At 33.2% G+C, this 18,639-nt stretch carries 17 protein-coding genes; 4 read left to right on the forward strand and 13 right to left on the reverse strand.

The annotated features are described in order from the left end of the window. From RT99_RS02880 to RT99_RS02890, 3 genes are all read right to left on the reverse strand, one after another. The coding region (locus RT99_RS02880; protein WP_042563239.1) for a YraN family protein at positions 1–368 on the reverse strand (368 nt) is incomplete at its 3' end. An 84-nt stretch (positions 369–452) separates the two neighbouring features. Next, positions 453–1,352 (reverse strand): LD-carboxypeptidase, encoded by a 900-nt coding sequence (locus RT99_RS02885; protein WP_042563240.1) that lies wholly within the window; start codon positions 1,350–1,352, stop codon positions 453–455. Positions 1,353–1,515: 163 nt separating this feature from the next. After that, complete coding sequence (locus tag RT99_RS02890; RefSeq protein ID WP_042563241.1) at positions 1,516–2,592, reverse strand: serine hydrolase; 1,077 nt, start codon at positions 2,590–2,592, stop codon at positions 1,516–1,518. Positions 2,593–2,724: 132 nt separating this feature from the next. On the opposite strand from RT99_RS02890, the gene RT99_RS02895 reads away from it, so the two are divergent. The 3 genes from RT99_RS02895 to RT99_RS02905 all read left to right on the forward strand — a co-directional run bounded on the left by RT99_RS02895 (position 2,725) and on the right by RT99_RS02905 (position 4,969). Beyond that, the gene (locus tag RT99_RS02895) at positions 2,725–3,831 is read left to right on the forward strand and encodes an endonuclease (RefSeq protein ID WP_042563406.1); all 1,107 of its coding nucleotides are present in this window, start codon (positions 2,725–2,727) and stop codon (positions 3,829–3,831) included. Positions 3,832–3,952: 121 nt separating this feature from the next. Further along, complete coding sequence (locus RT99_RS02900; RefSeq protein WP_042563242.1) at positions 3,953–4,492, forward strand: 3-hydroxyanthranilate 3,4-dioxygenase; 540 nt, start codon at positions 3,953–3,955, stop codon at positions 4,490–4,492. A gap of 165 nt (positions 4,493–4,657) precedes the next feature. Further along, a complete protein-coding gene (locus tag RT99_RS02905; RefSeq protein ID WP_042563243.1) occupies positions 4,658–4,969 on the forward strand; it encodes a hypothetical protein in 312 nt (103 codons plus the stop codon). Between the two features lie 3 nt (positions 4,970–4,972). Here the strand turns inward: RT99_RS02905 and RT99_RS02910 are convergent, their stop codons facing one another. Together RT99_RS02910 and RT99_RS02915 are read right to left on the reverse strand one after the other, a co-directional pair. Further along, entirely contained in the window at positions 4,973–5,263 is a 291-nt protein-coding gene (locus RT99_RS02910; RefSeq protein WP_042563244.1) for a type II toxin-antitoxin system RelE/ParE family toxin, read from the reverse strand. A 45-nt stretch (positions 5,264–5,308) separates the two neighbouring features. Continuing rightward, positions 5,309–6,268: an MBL fold metallo-hydrolase gene (locus RT99_RS02915; protein WP_042563245.1), complete on the reverse strand. Its 960-nt coding sequence runs from the start codon at positions 6,266–6,268 to the stop codon at positions 5,309–5,311. Between the two features lie 181 nt (positions 6,269–6,449). On the opposite strand from RT99_RS02915, the gene RT99_RS02920 reads away from it, so the two are divergent. Further along, on the forward strand, positions 6,450–8,003 hold the full coding sequence (locus RT99_RS02920; RefSeq protein ID WP_042563407.1) for an aldehyde dehydrogenase family protein: 1,554 nt from the start codon (positions 6,450–6,452) through the stop codon (positions 8,001–8,003). 68 nt (positions 8,004–8,071) lie between these two features. Here RT99_RS02920 and RT99_RS02925 read toward each other — a convergent pair whose 3' ends face one another. From RT99_RS02925 to RT99_RS02960, 8 genes are all read right to left on the reverse strand, one after another. Next, entirely contained in the window at positions 8,072–10,831 is a 2,760-nt protein-coding gene (locus RT99_RS02925; protein WP_042563246.1) for a T9SS type A sorting domain-containing protein, read from the reverse strand. Between the two features lie 582 nt (positions 10,832–11,413). Beyond that, positions 11,414–12,187: a Bax inhibitor-1/YccA family protein gene (locus RT99_RS02930; protein ID WP_042563247.1), complete on the reverse strand. Its 774-nt coding sequence runs from the start codon at positions 12,185–12,187 to the stop codon at positions 11,414–11,416. 163 nt (positions 12,188–12,350) lie between these two features. After that, positions 12,351–13,742, reverse strand: coding sequence for an NADH-quinone oxidoreductase subunit N (locus tag RT99_RS02935; protein WP_042563248.1), 1,392 nt, complete (start codon positions 13,740–13,742; stop codon positions 12,351–12,353). Positions 13,743–13,806: 64 nt separating this feature from the next. Further along, on the reverse strand, positions 13,807–15,246 hold the full coding sequence (locus tag RT99_RS02940; RefSeq protein WP_042563249.1) for a NuoM family protein: 1,440 nt from the start codon (positions 15,244–15,246) through the stop codon (positions 13,807–13,809). Between the two features lie 10 nt (positions 15,247–15,256). Further along, positions 15,257–17,140: an NADH-quinone oxidoreductase subunit L gene (nuoL, locus tag RT99_RS02945; RefSeq protein ID WP_042563408.1), complete on the reverse strand. Its 1,884-nt coding sequence runs from the start codon at positions 17,138–17,140 to the stop codon at positions 15,257–15,259. Between the two features lie 6 nt (positions 17,141–17,146). Then, positions 17,147–17,467, reverse strand: a complete 321-nt coding sequence (nuoK, locus tag RT99_RS02950; protein WP_026982591.1) for an NADH-quinone oxidoreductase subunit NuoK — start codon at positions 17,465–17,467, stop codon at positions 17,147–17,149. Next, positions 17,467–18,006, reverse strand: a complete 540-nt coding sequence (locus tag RT99_RS02955; RefSeq protein ID WP_042563250.1) for an NADH-quinone oxidoreductase subunit J — start codon at positions 18,004–18,006, stop codon at positions 17,467–17,469. The genes nuoK and RT99_RS02955 overlap by 1 nt, the downstream gene beginning before the upstream one ends. Next, positions 18,007–18,552 (reverse strand): NADH-quinone oxidoreductase subunit I, encoded by a 546-nt coding sequence (locus tag RT99_RS02960; RefSeq protein ID WP_042563251.1) that lies wholly within the window; start codon positions 18,550–18,552, stop codon positions 18,007–18,009. Positions 18,553–18,639 lie beyond the last annotated feature (87 nt).

Here is an 18,639-nt window from a genome sequence, read left to right on the forward strand (position 1 = left end):
TAATGGTAAAAGGCATCTGTAAGATGTTCAATTGCAAATGTTTCATCCTTTTTTTGTACGGCAATTATGTCAAAACGAATTTCTAAATCTTCTTCAAAATCCTTTTCCCTATAGTTTATGTAGGCATTTATTGCTTTTACCAGTAATTGAATTTTTTTTTGCTTGACAAAATCTTGTGGCAACCCAAAATCGGTACTTGATCTTGTTTTGACTTCTATTACAGCTAAAAAATTATCTTTTTGAGCGATTATATCTATTTCTGCCTTCTGAAAAACCCAGTTTCTATCGAGTATTTTATAACCATTTTCTCGAAGATATTCTACCGCAAGTTCTTCTCCTTTTTTCCCGAGTTCGTTGTGTTCTGCCATTTTTGCTTTTTAGCCACGAAGTCGCAAAGACGCAAAGTTAATTTCTTTGTGTCTTTGCGACTTCGTGGCTATTTTGAGTTTATATTATTTCTTAAAAGTAAGTGTACTTCCGGATGCGTTTACATCAATTGTAACGGTGCTTCCCATAATTAAAGCTCTGTTATCCTGAATATGACCTGCCGGGAAATTAAAAATTACCGGAATATTGTATTTTTTAGTAACGTCATCCACAATTTCAACTGCATTTTTCCCCCATGGCACTTCGTTATCTTTCATTTTGGTCATGGCGCCAACTACAATTCCTTTTAGGTTTTCGATACAGCCATTTCTGCGTAAATTCATCATCATACGATCAATATGATATAGATATTCGTCTAAATCTTCAATAAATAAAATTTTATCCTTACAGTCTATTGCCGATTGTGAACCTAATAAACTGTATAAAATAGACAGATTTCCACCCACTAATTCGCCGGTTGCAGTTCCAAAACGGTTCATTTTATCCGGCCCAACAGAGTAGGAAAGAGGTTCGCCAAACAAACTCGATTTCATTGAGCTAATAGCTGCAGGAGTCGCACGCGGGATCGTTACGGGCATTACACCATGAATTGATTTGTAACCCATCGTATTTAAATGGTTGTGTAAAACAGTAACGTCGCTAAAACCAATAATCCATTTTGGGTGTTGTTTAAATTTGGTAAAATCCAAAAGATCAATCATTCTAACGGTTCCATAACCACCACGAACACACCAAATTGCTTTGATATTTGGATTGTCTAATTGTTTTTGAAAATCAGCGGCACGCTGTTCATCAGTTCCAGCAAGTTGATTATAATCAAGTCCAATTGTAGTTCCTACAACAGCTTCTAAACCCCAACTATGCAATAAATCGATTGTAGGCTTTAGGTTGTCATCGATATTTTTTCTGGCAGTTGCTAAAATGGCTACTGTATCTCCTTTTTGTAAATAAGGCGGTGTTATCATGTTTTGTTGAGATTGACAGGTGAATGATTGTAAGGCAAAGATAAGAAATACGAATTTGCACCAAGTAAAGTGTTTCCTGAAGTGATAGAAAAAGTTCGCTTTCATATTTTTTCTTTTGCTTAAAATTATAAATTATTTTTTAAATCAGATTTTCGTTAAATAATTAACCGCCATATTGGTTTTGCAATTTTTCTAAAAGCAGCATTAGCCCTTTGTCGGCTTCCTCAGACTGTACATTTGCAAACAGAATAAAAGCTTTGTTTATTGCAGGGCAAATATACACTTTGGTTAAAAAAGTTCCCGGATTTCCATTGTGAAAAGAATATTGTAACTCATTATTCTTTTTAATTTCAGATTCCCATCCAAACGAAAATTCGAATAAACCAAAATGCATATAATTAAATTCTTTTGCGGTAAAATGTTTTGATTTTCCCAATAAACCCTGCAATTGCATTTGCGTAAATTTACAATAATCAGGCAAACTAACATTTACATTTCCTGCCGATGAAAGCCAGTTGAGTTTATAATTTAATGCCGGAGCTTCGGGCTTTAAATCTTCATCATGTCCCCAAGGCTGTTTGATGTCTTTTAAATTTGGCTGACCAAAATCAAAATCGATATTTAAACTTTTGCCTAATTCTTTTACCAGAGTTTCATAAGCTTTGCCTGTTGCTTTTTCGAGCATTAGTCCGGCAGCAACATAACTTGGATTTGACCAATAAACATCTTGTTTTTCTGAAATAACCGGATTTTGTTTAAAAAACCAGGCGATAAATTTATAACGCTGTTGCTGATCGTTTCCCATAATTTCTTTTTGGGTCGGCGTTTCATTTCCGTAAGACCATGTCGGTATGTGGGCTCTAAAAGTGATAAAATCCTGTAAAGTAAAATCGTAAGTAGCAGGATTACTTTTTGCCTTTAATTCCGGATATAAATCAAAGAATTTTGTATCCCATTTTATTTTTCCTTCTTTAACCAAAACAGCAGCAATATAACTTGTAATAGTTTTTGTAAGCGATCCTAAACGAAATTTATCATCCAGATTTGCTTTAAAATTGGTGTTAATTCGTTGATATCCCAAAGCTTCGATTTCTATAATTGAATCAGATGAAACAACGGCATAAGCCAATTCGGGAATATGATATTTTATTCTGATGCTATCTGCAAATGAACTTTTTTGCTGACTATGAGAAAGGTTGAAAACAATAAATAAAACAGCAGCAAAAAGATTTTTTTTCATTTTTTAATAAAGGAATTGAGTCAGCAAGTTACAAGACAAATTGCAATAAAAAAACACAAAACGAAAATTAAAATAAATATAATTTTCTTACAAATAATTAAATGCTTTACTTTAGATTTTTATTCAACACCAATGACACATAAGCGTAAAGTAAAGTTCTTATTCGTATTCTTTTTTTCAATTTCGTGTTTATTTGCACAATCTAAAAAGTACACAATTCACACCGTAGCTTTTTATAATTTCGAAAATCTATTTGATACTATAAATGACCCAAGTACAAATGATGACGAATGGACGCCAGCTGGAGTTCAAAATTGGACGAAAGAAAAATATCAGCAAAAATTAAAAAACCTTTCAATCGTTTTATCGGATATTGGAACTCCGGAGAACCCAAACGCACCAACAATAATTGGTGGTTCTGAAATTGAAAACAGAGGTGTTTTAGAAGATTTAATCAAAGAACCCAAATTGCTTAAATTCGATTACGGAATCATTCATTTTGATTCTCCGGATAAACGAGGAATTGATGTGGCATTATTGTATCAGAAAAAAAATTTTAAGCCAACATCCTATTCAAACATACCTTTATATATTTTCAAAAATAAAGAGGCTATCAAAGAAGATGAAAAGGAAGAAACTGAAAACGAGGAAGTAAAAATAAAACCTCAAAACAATAGGGTTTTTACAAGAGATCAGCTTTTAGTGACTGGATATTTAGATGGTGAAGAAATAAGCATTATAGTCAATCACTGGCCGTCGCGCTCTGGCGGAGAAAAAGCTTCGAGTAAATTTCGGGAAGAAGCGGGTAAATTAAACAGAAGAATTATCGATTCGCTACAGCGTATAAATCCAAATGCGAAGGTAATTACGATGGGAGATTTAAATGATGGCCCTTATAATAAAAGTGTAAAAGAAGCTTTGGGTGCAAAAGCAAAAAAGGCTGATGTTCCTGAATTTGGAGTTTATAATCCTTTTGAAGAAATGTTTTATAAAGGAATGGGTACTTTGGCTTTTCGGGATTCCTGGGATATTTTTGATCAGATTATAATATCAAAATCATTGATTGATCCTGATTTTGATTCTTTTAAATTTTGGAAAGCCGGTATTTTTAACAGATCTTATCTTATCCAGACTTCCGGAAAATACAAAGGATATCCATTGCGGCATACATTGACAGAAGTTGGTTTTAGTGATCACTTTCCTGTTTATATTTATTTGATAAAAGAAATGCATCTCTAGGGGTAATTGTAGAGGCGAACCGCAGTGCGTCTACGTTCCTATAATAAAATCTGATAAGGTGTTCTGCGGTGCGTCTCTACAAATTTCACTATCTTAGCTTTTCATAAAATTCTGAAAGAAAATGTCAATAGCAAAACCCTTTAACCTTACTAAATGGATCGACGAAAACCGTCATTTACTTAAACCGCCTGTTGGAAACAAAAATCTTTATGTAGATTCCGGTGATTATATTGTAATGATTGTTGCAGGTCCAAATGCCCGAAAAGATTATCATTATAATGAAACCGAAGAGCTTTTTTATCAGCTTGAAGGAAGTATAAAAGTGGTTATTCAGGAAGATGGTGAACGCAAAGAAATGGAATTACATGCGGGTGATATGTATCTTCATCCTGCAAAAATCCCACATTCTCCTGTTCGTTCCGAAGGTTCAATAGGTTTGGTAATCGAGCGCAAACGTGCCGGAAAAGGGTATACTGATGGATTGCTTTGGCATTGTGATAATTGCAATCATAAATTATATGAAGTGTTTTTTGAATTGCATAATATAGAGAAAGATTTCCTGCCACATTTTGAACATTTCTATAACTCTGAAGATTTAAGAACCTGCGATAATTGCGGAACTGTAATGGAAAGTGATCCTAGATTTGTTGCGAAGAAATAGTTTTTTAGGAGCTAATCTAGCTATTCGTTCCAATCTGTTGTGTCCGTCGCAACTAACACAAAAGGATTTCCACTTCTATCTGGGCTAATTCATTATAGTAATATTTTTATTTAAGAAAGAATAATACTATATTTGTATCATAAATGAAATAAAATTAAACCAAAAATGATACAAGAAATTATCACATATAAAAATATAGTTAATAGTATTGAGGATTTAATTGATAAGTCTCCATTTAAAAAAGCTTATATTATTGAAAAAGCAGGTATACCAAGTCCTACTTTTTATAGAAAGCTAAAAACCCAAACCTTCACTCCGGATGAGATGCTTTCTATAGCAAAAATACTTTCTCCAGTAGAAAATTTCCGATTAGAACTAAAAGCAGAAATCGAACAAGGTAAACTTGATCTAAAGAATGGGGATTTTATAACCCATGAGGAAGTATTAGAGGAATTGAAAAGAAAAAAACTGATATAAATTTTACAAATTAAACATGTCTATTGGTTGTTGACGATTATTCCAAAAAGCAATTAACGTAATAAAGTTTTCTTCTACTTCGTAATATAGGGTAATTTGTTTTGAAATCAATATTTCTCGACATTCCAAATCGGGCCTGTATTTTCCTAATTGAGGGTTGTTTTCCAGTATTTTAGTAATGTGCATAACATTTTTTATAAACTTTTTAGCAATCAAAGGAGTCCAATAGTGTTCAAGATAATTCTGAATACTATCAAAGTTATATTTTGCTTTTTTAGACCAAATAATTTCCATTCAAATTTTAATTATTGGCTAAATTATAAAAATTAACTTACAAATTTATAATTCAAAACGTTTCCCTTGTTCAGGATAAATAATTTTCAATCCTAAATCGTTTTGATCTTTGATTTGCTCTTTAATTTTAATGATGTTTTTTGTTGGAGGTTTTAAATGTGTAATGATAATTTTAAAACCTTTCAAAGTATCTTTTCCGGCTAATTCTTCCAAAACATGCATTTCCTGCATTAAGTAATTAGGAGTTAAATGTCCGAACAGAAACTTGTCAGGCTGCTCGTTTGGAAAAGAAACTTCAATGAAAATTCCTTTCAACTGTTTGCTTTTAACCAAAGGTGCAATTGCAGTCCATAAATCACTTAGATTGTTGCTTTTTTCTATCGTATCAGGTCCTGTATCGCCGAGATATAGTGCATAATCTTCATTATTTTTAATTAGAAAAGCCGTGCTCTCAAAAGGGTTTACATGACTTAGCGGAAAAGCTTTTACCGTCATTTTTGTGTTCGTTAAAGGAGTTTCTTCGCCAATGTTTAAAGTTTGAAAATGGTATTTTTTCAAAGGAAAACCAACTCCGGCATCTCCAAAATTTGCCCAGGTTTGATCGTTAAAATAATGGTTTTCCATCATTTGCATGCATTTGTCAGTTGCGTAAACAGTTTTTGATGAATCGGCAGGAGAATTAATGATTAAACCTGAAACGTGATCTAAATGTGCATGCGAAATCAAATATCCTTTTATATATTTTCGTAAAACGTCACTTGTGGAAACTTTAAAAACCTTGTTTTCAATTGCTTTTTCGATTCCCGCATTTACAGTTCCGGCGTCAAGGCAGATATAATCCTTTGTATTTATTGGAGCCAATAAATATGCAGAAAGATTTTTTTCGTCAATTCCACCTTTTATTCCCAATGGAACAACTTGAAAAGAAGCTTTTTGTTCTTTTTGAGAAAATGCATTAAATGAGATTAAAAGGAAACAAAGTAAAAGCCTGTTGAAAGTGGTCATATCTGGATTTTTTAGGATACAAATTTCATTAATTAAAGTGAATAAATAGAGGCTTATTCCTGAAATTCATATGAAATAACGCTAAATTTACGTTTATTTTAAAATATCATTTAAATTGTATTTTAATTCGAAAACAATATCTTTACATAAAAATATAACAATTTTAACTAAAAAAGTTACAATGACAACAATAGCATCGCAATTTGGAATGAATGAGGCTCTGGATAAATTGGGCATCAAATTGATAAATGAAGGAACATCAACAGGGATCAATAATTTTTCATCAGGAGAAATTTTAGATAGTTTTTCACCTGTTGACGGAAAATTGATTGCTTCGGTAAAAATGTCAACTCAGGATGATTATGAAAAAGTAATGCAGGCTGCAACAGCAGCTTTCAAGACATTTCGTTTAATTCCGGCTCCGCAACGTGGAGAAATTGTACGCCAGTTTGGAGAAAAATTACGTCAGAATAAAGAAGCTCTTGGTAAATTGGTTTCTTATGAAATGGGAAAATCATTGCAGGAAGGTTACGGAGAAGTTCAGGAAATGATTGATATCTGCGATTTTGCGGTTGGGTTATCTCGACAATTACATGGATTAACGATGCATTCAGAAAGACCAGGACACCGTATGTATGAGCAATATCATTCATTGGGGGTTGTAGGGATTATTTCGGCATTTAATTTTCCGGTTGCAGTTTGGGCCTGGAATACAGCTTTGGCATGGATTTCTGGTGATGTTTGTGTTTGGAAACCTTCTGAAAAAACACCTTTATGCGGAATCGCTTGTCAAAATATTATTGCTCAGGTTATCAAGGAAAACAATTTACCAGAAGGTATTTCGTGCCTGATTAATGGCGATTACAAGATAGGAGAATTAATGACGGCAGATACACGAATTCCGTTAATTTCTGCAACAGGTTCAACCCGAATGGGGAAAATTGTAGCTCAGGCAGTTGCCGGACGTTTAGGGAAATCGCTTTTAGAATTAGGAGGAAATAATGCCATAATTGTAACTCCGGATGCAGATATTAAAATGACCGTAATTGGTGCTGTTTTTGGTGCTGTAGGAACGGCAGGACAACGTTGTACATCGACGCGTCGTTTGATTATTCACGAAAGTATCTATGATAAAGTAAAAGATGCTTTGGTTGCGGCCTACAAGCAATTACGAATAGGAAATCCGCTTGACGAAAACAATCACGTTGGACCGTTAATCGATACTCATGCAGTTGAAATGTATGCAATTGCATTAAATAAAGTTGTTGCCGAAGGAGGAAAAATTCTGGTTGAAGGTGGAGTTCTTTCAGGAGAAGGTTATGAAAGTGGATGTTACGTAAAACCTGCAATTGCCGAGGCTCAAAATTCATTTGCAATTGTACAGCATGAGACATTTGCTCCGGTTTTATATTTAATTAAATATTCGGGTGATGTAGATAGTGCTATCGAAATTCAAAATGGAGTAGGTCAGGGATTGTCTTCGGCTATTATGACAAATAATTTGCGTGAAGCGGAGAGATTTTTATCGGTAGTTGGTTCTGATTGTGGTATTGCAAATGTAAATATCGGAACTTCAGGAGCTGAAATAGGTGGAGCTTTTGGTGGAGAAAAAGAAACCGGAGGCGGACGTGAATCAGGTTCTGATGCCTGGAAAATTTATATGCGTCGACAAACCAATACCATTAATTACACGACAAGTTTGCCGTTGGCACAAGGTATAAAGTTTGATTTGTAATTAAATTAAATGATTAAGAAAAAAGGCTTCCATATTTGGAAGCCTTTCTTTTAAAATTTAGTTTGCAATTATTTCTTTAGAATGGTTTGATTAATTGTACCATTGGATGTGTAAATTTTCGCAAGATATGTTCCGTGAATAAGTTTGCTTATATCGATACTTTCGGTATTTTTCCCTGATGAATTGACCAATGTTCCCGAAATATTATAAATCTCGATTTTTTCTACTGTTTGGTCTGAATTAGAAAGGTATAATACATTGGTAACAGGATTAGGGTATAAAACAACTTTTGCAGTTTCTGTTTCTGCAGTTGGTATTTGTGCTATACGTAAAGTGCTTCCGCTATATTGCGTGTTCATATAGAATAAGTTAGCTGTATCTTTTTTTGTTATTGTATGGTTTCCTGCAGCAAGTGTCACAGTCACAATTCCTCCTGAAGCAGTTTTATCTACGTTGTCCACTTTAATTGTTGCTGCCGCTTCAACAAATACCAAAGTCAAAGTGCTTGACTGAGTTGTTGTGAAAGTTATACTTGTAGATGACTCAATTTTAAGGCATTGTGTCAATGTCAAGCCGTTGTATGTTACTGTTCCTTTTGTTGTAGATAGATTTCCTGTTATATTGTAGAAAGAACTCGTTTTTCCTGAAGCTGTAAAATTGTGTATTTCATTTCCACCAGGATTATTTGTTGTCACCGTTATTGTTCCAGATCCAGTTGCAGCTGAGCCGGATGATCCGGTTGTAGCGATTGAATAAGATAATGTTGCAGTTGGTGTTCCGGTAATTGTGATTGTTTTTGCTGTTGTATTTTTTACAAAACTAATTCCCGATGCCGGTAATCCTGTTACAGTTGCATCTGTTGCGCTACCTCCCCATGTAAATACGATTGAACCTATTGCAGTTCCGCTCGCAACTGTTTGATTATTATTACTTGTTGAAGTTAAAGTTTGTGTTGAAGCTGCTGTAACAGTTATAGTTCCAGATCCCGTTGCTGGTGTTCCTGTTCCTGTTGTAGCAATAGAATAGGTTACAGTTGCAGTTGGTGTTCCTGTAATTGTGATTGTTTTTGCTGTTGTGTTTTTCACAAAGCTTATTCCTGATGCAGGTAAACCGGTTACAGTTGCATCAGTTGCATCTCCTCCCCATGTAAATACAATAGAACCTATTGCTGTGCCACTTGTAACAGTTTGGTTATTGTTTGAAGTTGAAGTTAAAGTTTGAGAACTTACAGGAGGATTATTCGTGCCATCCTGAACAAATACTAAAGTTGTCTGATAATTCACAAGGGCAGCTTTAAGGCCTGTATTAACGGCATCAGCAGTATCATCTACAGCATTGTTGAAAGTCCATTTTAAATCTCCACCAGAAACGCGTCCTGCATATTGCATTACATTAGTTTTGGCAACTTCAGGGCTATCAGGAGTGTAAGAATACATAACACTCGAATTAGTATCAAAATTGTTGTAAGTATTAGCGCCCTGTTTAGATTTTATACTGCTGCTGATAGTTTCATTTCTTGTAGCTGCGACATAGGCATCAAATTCTACCGGATACGCACTTGCATCATAAGCCACAAAACGTGTTTGCCCGCTCATCGTGTTGTTGAATGCTTTTATTGTTCCGCCATTTTCACTTGAAAAAGTTCCTTCAGCCCCGTTATATACATCAGTTCCCTGCATCGAAGTTAGCATTGGATATTTGCAATTACGAAAAAAGTTATTTTCAACAAAAACAGATGAACCTAATGTTGATCCTACGCCGTATTTTGAATTTCCGTCATAATAATTATTGTAAACGTGAGCTGAATAATAGCGTACACGAGGATGACGAGAATCAGAATGGTCGTACCAATTGTGATGATATGTGATGTATAATCCCGCGGTAGTTCCTTCGCTTAATCCTAATAGATTTGATTTTCCCGAATCCCAAAAGTGATTATATGAGAACGTTACATAAGTTGACTTTTTGCAATCCATTGCTCCGTCTCCTTTTACCTGATCAGCATCACTTCCTGCATCTCCATAGAATAAATCGCAGTTGTGTACCCAAACATAATCGTTGTTTTGCTGTAATCCGATATTGTCACCTTCGCTGCTATTACAGTTCATAGTTCCAATATTTCTAACTTCGATATTAGAAGCGTTTTTAATTCTTATTCCCCATCCGTCAGCTACCGCATCGTTTCCAATACCTTCAAGAGTAATATAGCTGGATGCGTTTTTATTATTTTCTATCGCTATATCGCCACTTTGCATATACGATAGATCTGTAATTTGTCCAACCAAACGAACAATTAGTGGGCGTAAATCCTGGCCTTTCTTGTATCCATCCAAAATAGTTTGTAAACCTACGCAGGGATTTGTTGTTGCTCCCGTAACATTTAGTGATACAGTATTTTTTGTTTGTTCTGTAATGTATAGGATTACAGCATTACTTTTTATCGTACCATCAGCATTGTAACCACCTGGCACACGTCCGTTTGAAAAAGCGAAGCCAGTTCGATCCTGTGCTTTCACAGTAAGTGAGCCTGTTGTTGTGCCTGTTCCTTCTGTTCCTGAAATTACAGGTTTTATTTTTACGGTGTAGGTGCCGGCTTTTAGCCCGGGAATGTCCGCACGGAAATAAGATCCATAACTGCGAATAAGCTGATTGTCAATTTTTCGATCAGTAATTCCTTCGCCTGTATAGTATACATTATACGATTGAGCATTGTTTACAGGTTGCCATTTTACAAATACAGATTCGAGCCATCCTGTAGATTCGGTAATTTGTTGCGCCCATGATTGCATAGATAGCAAAAAAATCAAAATTAGTAAGTTTTTTTTCATAATAGTTGGTTTAAGGTTAGTAAAGAATAATTTGTGGTTATTTACTAATTACAAAAAGTGGTTTTATTGTAATCGATTACACAAAAATAAATAAAATTTCGATATTCAAAATATTTTTATCATAAAAAAACATATATAATAAAAAATATTATGTTAAATTATGTATTATGTAATAAATTGCATTAATTGTAATTTATTACATAATATGAAAAATATTGCTTAAGTATTATTTTTACTACACTTTTAAGTACGGGTTAAATTTTATAATCAAATTATTTTAATTATAAATAGGAGATTTTAGAGTAATAAAAGAAAAGGAATAAAGTAAAGAAAAAGACTGTTAATTTGTTTTAAATAGTATAACTGCAATGAGTTTTTTGTCTCAATTTTGACTTAAATTTTGATAAACAAGAATGGAGTTTTGCTTTTTGGCGTTAAAAACTTTATTGATAATAGTATTGTGAAAAGTTAATTCACAACATAATTTCAATTAAAAAAAGATGTGGAGAACTAATATTTTGCAATAAAAAAGGCCTTTTTGAATTTTCAAAAAGGCCTTAGATTTTATGATTAAAAAAGAGATTAGTCTTTACTGGATAATTTTGATAATAATCTTAAAAATTCAATGTATAACCAAACTAATGTTACCATTAAACCCATTGCACCGTACCATTCCATAAATTTTGGCATTCTTTGCTGTACTCCTTTTTCAATTTGATCAAAGTCTAAAAATAAGTTCAAAGCAGCAATAATAATAACAAAAACACTAATTCCAATACTCATCATAGAATTTCCATGATGTACAGGAGTAAAGCTTGTAAACATAGATACCAGCCATGAAATTAAATAATAAGTTGCTATTGCTAATGTAGCGGCAACCACTACTGACTTGAATTGTTCTGTTACTTTTACGATTCTAAATTTATATAAACCTAAGCAAACTAAAAAAGTAACTAAAGTTGCACCAACAGCGTTAATCACAATTCCAGGATACATTGCTTCAAAAATAGCGGATATACCTCCAATGAATAGTCCCTCAAACAAGGCATATCCGGGAGCCAGATAAGGAGAAAGATGTGGTTTAAATGCAGAAATTACAACTAAAATAAGTCCAACAACGGCACCACCAATCGCTGGCAGCATAATATTAATTCCGTTAAACGCCATCCACCATGTTACCATAGCAGCTCCGCATAAAATTAAAAATAAAATTGCTGTTTTATTGATTGTACCCGAAACACTCATTTCCTGATTGTAATCAATAATTTGTGCTTGGTGTACCTCTTCAGCTTTTGACACAGCATTTGATGAAAAACGCTTGTTGCTTAAAAATGGATTTTTTGAATTGAAGTTCATATTTTAATACATTTAATTGACCCCAAATATATGGAGTTTTTTTGATGTGCAATTAGTTCTTCATTTTTTTTAACATGATTTTTTCTTCGGAATAAATTTATCTTAAAATAAAAAATCCATTCGTTAAGAGAATGGATTTTCTATATATTTTTTAATGAATTTTTTATCTCAATAAATCTAAAACTAATGAAGGAAATAATCCAAGTACAATGTTTAATGCAATAGAGATTACAGCAACAGCATATATAAGAAATGGTTTTCCTGTACGTTCTTCATTAGCTTCTTTAGAATACATTGCCAGAATTAGTTTAAAATAGTATCCAACACTAATAATTGAATTAATAACTGCTACAATTACCAATGCTATATAACCAGCCTGAATTGTTTGGTCAAACAAGAATAATTTAGCAAAAAAACCTGAAAAAATTGGAATACCAGCCATAGATAACAATGATCCTGTTAAAATAGCAGCCAATAATGGATTCGTTTTTCCAAGACCGTGGAAGTTGGTAATATCTTCGTTATCCTGATTTTTGCAAACATATAAGATAACACTAAAAGATGCAATTCCCGCTAAAGCGTAGGCTGCAGTATAATATAATAATACACCCGCAGAAGTTGAAATACTCAAGAAAGTCATTAACATGAAACCGGCATGCGAAATTCCTGAGAATGCAAGCATACGTTTTACATTTACCTGGCGTAACGCCATAATGTTTCCAACAGTCATTGATGCAATAGATACAATTACGACGATATTTTCAAAGGTTCCTAAAAGTTCCTGATTTTCAAGCGACGGAATTAAATTCAATCCTTCAATTAATTTGTATAATGTTGCGATGGCAATAACTTTTGCAAGTGTGCTCATTAAAGCAGTTGTGAGGGCAGGAGAACCTTCATAAACATCCGGAGCCCAAAAGTGAAATGGAACTGCTGCTATTTTAAAGAACATACCAATAATCATTAAGATCATTCCGATAGGAAACCAGATTGGTAATTCTGCTGACAATGAACTCTCGTGAATTTCGGCAACATCAAAACTTCCCATTGCTCCGTAAATCAAACAAATTCCAAATAAAATAATTCCTGATGCAAAAGATCCCATCAAAAAGTATTTCATACCAGCTTCGTTACTCTTTAAATTCAAACGGTCACTTGCTGCTAAAACATATAATGCAATAGATAGAATTTCGATTCCTAAGAAAAACATAGCCAGATTGCCAAAAGATACCATTGCTACACCTCCAGCTAATAAAAATATTTTTATAGCAATAAAATCTGAGATTTTAGTGGGATGGTTTTCATAAAAATTATGACTTAGCGCTACCAGGAAAATGGTCAGAATAATAAACAACGATGAAAAAGCAGTAGAGAATTTACTCACTGTAATCATGTTATTATAATAACTTTCTGTTGTGCCGAATTCTGAAAAATTAAGTGCCAAAACAGCCAGTAATCCAATTATCGTAAATGGAATAATGGCTTTTCTTAAATTAAGAATTTCAAATAATAGGCAGAAAATACCCAATCCTGTTATAGCTATTAATGTATTCATTTTTGTTTTTTTGATTTAGGAAACCGAAAACTAATGATGCCCTAATTTATTTTTATTTAAAATATTAATTTTTATTGATAACGTTTAAGATAGTTTCTAAACTTGGTGTTATCAAATCTGTAATTGGTTTTGGATAAAATCCGAAGAATATTAAAACCGCAATAATTACTACAAATGATATTCCTTCATTAACAGAAACATCTGCAAAAGTTTTAGAATTTGTATCTCCCAACATTACATTCTGAAACATTTTAAGCATATAATAAGCTCCTAAAATAATTGTTGTTCCGCCTAAAACAGCAAACCAAACATTAATTTGAGACAGACTATACAAAACTGTAAATTCTCCAACGAAGTTAAAAGTACTTGGTAAAGCAACTGAGGCTAAAACCAAAATCAAAAACATTGAAGTGAATTTTGGAGATTGAATACGAATTCCGCCCATTGCACCAATTTCTCTTGTTTCAAATCTTCTAAAGATAATCTCAGCAGCAAAGAATAAACCAACTACAACAAAACCGTGAGCAATCATTTGTAAAACTGCTCCGCGTAAACCGTCAATTGTTAAAGTGTAAGTTCCGGCAGCAATTAACCCAACGTGTGCTAATGATGAATAAGCCAATAATTTTTTTAAATCTTTTTGTCTTAAAGCAACAATAGATCCGTAGATAACTCCAGCGATTCCCAAAGCAATAAAAATGTTCATATATTCTTTTGCTGCAAGTGGCGCAATTGGCAATTGCCAACGAATAACACTATACAATCCCATTTTTAGCATAATACCAGATAAAAGCATTGTTCCAACTGTTGGTGCTTTTTGGTAAACGCTTGCCTGCCATGTATGAAATGGAATGATTGGAATTTTAATAGCATAAGCTAAAAAGAATGCAAGGAAAATCCATAATTGCTCACAAGCAGATAAATTCAATTTGTATAAATCTTCGATAAGGAAGCTTTTTGCTTTTGTATATAAATAGATAAAACCAATCAACATAAATAAAGATCCTGCAAGTGTGTAAATAAAGAATTTTACAACTGCTTTTCTGCGTTCTTCAGCATCACCATTCCCCCAAATAAGGGCAATAAAATATATAGGAATAAGTGATAATTCCCAAAAAATATAATATAAAAGTCCATCTGCCGCAAGGAAAGTTCCTGTCATAGCAAAGGCCATAAATAAGATTAAAGCATAAAAACCTTTAGCATTTTTATATTCATTTCCAAAAGAGGAAAATATAATGATTGGCGTTAGTGCAACAGTTAACAAAAGCATTGCAATTGCTAATCCGTCAGCATTTAAAACGAATGAAATTTTAGGTTGTGTAATCCAGGCGTTGATGAAACTAATGTTTTCGCCTGCATTAAAATGACTTAACAATACTAAAGAACAGCCTAAAGCCGCTAAACTAAAGAACAAAGCAACTTTTGAAGCTAGTTTGTCACCAACAAAATAAGTGGCAAATGCACCAATTAAAAGAATAATTAATATAAGAGAAACGTTCATAGTTGTTAAATTATTTAGCTAAAAATATATAGGAAACAATGGCGCAAAGACCTAAAACAAAGGCAAAAAGATATAATCCGATGCTTCCGTTTTGTAATTTTTTACCTTGAAAGCCTATTTCATTGGTTACTTTTCCTAATCCGAATACAAGTGATGATAGACCAGTCTCGATATAGTCTCTGAAGAATCTTGACAATACGTTGATAGAACGAACAAATATGGCATCGTAAATTTCATCTACATAATATTTGTTGTAAAGTACTTTTGTTAAACCAGTAATGTTTTCATCTGCTTCAGGAACATTATCTTGTTTGAAGTATTTGATGTAAGCAATTAAGATTCCTAATAATCCGCCTAAAACAGCAACTCCCATTAAGGTATATTCTGTAGTTCCCAAATGATGTTCTTCGCCTGCAGCTTTTGTAAAAAGTGGAGCCAAATATTCGTTTAACCAACTATTTCCAGGCAAACTAATTAATCCGCCAAAAGTAGCTAAGACTGCAAGAATCATTAAAGGAAAAGTAATTAAACCGTCACTTTCATGTAAATGATGTTTTTGTTCTTCAGTTCCTCTAAAATCTTTAAAGAAAGTTAAAAACATTAATCTAAACATATAAAAAGCCGTCATGATTGAAGCAATAGATCCAATCACATATAATGGAATACTATTGTGGAAAGCGGTCATTAAGATTTCATCTTTAGAAAAGAAACCTGAGAAAAATGGAACACCAGAAATGGCTAATGATGAAATTAACATCGTCCAGAAAGTTACAGGCATTGCTTTACGCAATCCACCCATTTTGCGCATATCCTGTTCTCCGTGTAAACCGTGAATAACAGATCCTGAACCTAAGAACAAACAAGCTTTAAAGAATGCATGAGTGATTACGTGGAAAACGGCAACTTCATAAGCACCTAATCCCAAGGCTAAAAACATTAATCCTAATTGAGAAACGGTAGAGTAGGCCAAAACCTTTTTAATATCTGTCTGAACTAAACCAATTGTTGCAGCAACTAATGAAGTTACAGCTCCAACAACTGCAATTACAGTTTGAACGTCTGGTGCTAAATCAAATACAAAGTTTAATCTCGTTACCATAAAAATACCGGCAGTAACCATTGTTGCAGCGTGAATTAATGCTGAAACCGGTGTTGGTCCTGCCATAGCATCAGGTAACCAAGTATATAACGGAATTTGTGCTGATTTACCACAAGCTCCAATAAACAAGCATAAAGCTGCCAATGAAAGCAATGGTAAATTCAAGTTTGTTGCTCCCGCAATTGCTGTTTTTAAAGTAGCATAATCTAAAGTTGAGAACATTGAACCAATAATGAACATTCCGATTAATAAACCTAAATCTCCAATTCTGTTCATGATGAAAGCTTTTTTCGCAGCATCATTATAATCCTGGTTTTTATACCAAAATCCAATTAATAAATACGAGCAAAGTCCAACACCTTCCCAACCAATGAATAAAACTAGTAAGTTACTTCCAATTACAAGAGTAATCATGAAAAACACGAACAGATTTAAATAAGCAAAAAATTTGTGCATATTTTCATCATCATGCATATAACTAATAGAATATAAATGAATCAAAGATCCAATACCTGTTACAAAAAGCAACCAAAGCAGAGATAGTTGATCTAATAAAAATCCAAGATTGATATGTAAGTTACTGATCTGAATCCAGTCAAATAAAGTTATTTGAATGGCTTTTTCAGTTTGAGCAAGTTGATTGAAAAAGAAAATTGTAACAAGAAAAGAAACTAAAACAGAAACAGTTCCAATAATTCCGGAAGCTGTTTTCCCTAAAGTTTTTCCAAAGAAAACATTGATTAAAAATCCTAAAAAAGGAGCTAATACTAAAACTAAAGCTAAATTGGTATCCATTTCCATTTATCCTTTTAAATTTTTTAAATTATCGATACTAATCGAACCTAAATTTCTAAAGATCGAAACTAAAATAGCCAATCCAACTGCAACTTCTGCCGCAGCAACTGCCATCGAGAAGAATACAAAAACTTGTCCTTGCGCATCTTGATGATAAGTTGAAAAAGCAACAAATAAAAGGTTAACAGCATTCAACATGATTTCGATAGACATGAATACAATGATTGCATTTCGTCTATACAATACACCAAAAACACCAATACAGAAAAGTACAACACTTAAAAAGATGTAGTTTTCAATACCTATTTGATTTAATATATTACCCATTATTTATTTAATTTTTCTTTTTTAGACAATAGTACAGTTCCAATCATCGCTACTAAAAGTAAAACTGAAGCAAATTCAAACGGAACCATATATTCATTCAACAATATTTTACCCAATACTTTAATAGATTGGAAATCTTCTCCGGTCGAATCGTAATCACCAACAATTGGTTTTGAATTAATGAAAATTGCAATCAATACAATGCAAATCAAACAGAAAGACACAATTGCGCCTAAACGTGTAATTCTAGGTCTGTGTACTTGATGGCGTTCGTTAAGATTCATCAACATAATCGTAAACAGGAACAAAATCATAATTGCTCCGGAATAAACTATAAGATGTACTATAGCTAAAAATTGAGCATTTAATAGTAAATAGTGACCAGCAATCGAGAAAAAACAAATCACTAAATAAATAGCACTGTGAATTGGGTTTCTGCTAAAAATGGTCAGGAAAGCGGTGATTACCGTAATAAACGCTAAGAAACAAAATATAATTTGTACAGTTGTTGCGTGTGCAAAATCAGGAATATGTATCATTTAGTTAGCATTATTAAGTTGGGCATTTTTGATTGCCACATCAAGAGGCATCACTAATCTGTCTTTTCCAAAAATAAAGTCTTCTCTTTCATAGCTTGATGGAACCAAAACTTTTGAAGTAGTCAGGTAAATTGCATCTTTCGGACATGCTTCTTCACATAAACCACAGAAAATGCAACGCAACATATTGATTTCATATATAGATGCGTATTTTTCTTCTCTATACAAATGTTTTTCATCTGCTTTACGTTCTGCAGCTTTCATTGTGATTGCTTCAGCAGGACATGATAAAGCACATAATCCACAAGCTGTACAGTTTTCACGACCTTGTTCATCACGTTTTAACTGGTGTTGACCACGATAAACTGGACTCATTTCACGCACTTGCTCAGGATAGTGAATCGTCACTTTTTTTCTGAATAAATGTTTAAGGGTGATATATAATCCTTTCACAATCGCCACAAGATACAATCGCTCCCAAAAAGTCATCTCTTTATTAGAGACCATCTTTTTTCTACCCGATAATGATATAGTTTCTATTGACATTTTATAATGTATGATTTACGATTCGCAATTTGACGGTAAAATCAAATTCTAAATCTATTTATTTTTATTTGAAGCTGACAATACGGT

Origin of the sequence: Flavobacterium sp. MEB061, from assembly GCF_000834715.1 — a bacterium.
Classification (GTDB): Bacteria; Bacteroidota; Bacteroidia; order Flavobacteriales; family Flavobacteriaceae; genus Flavobacterium; species Flavobacterium pectinovorum.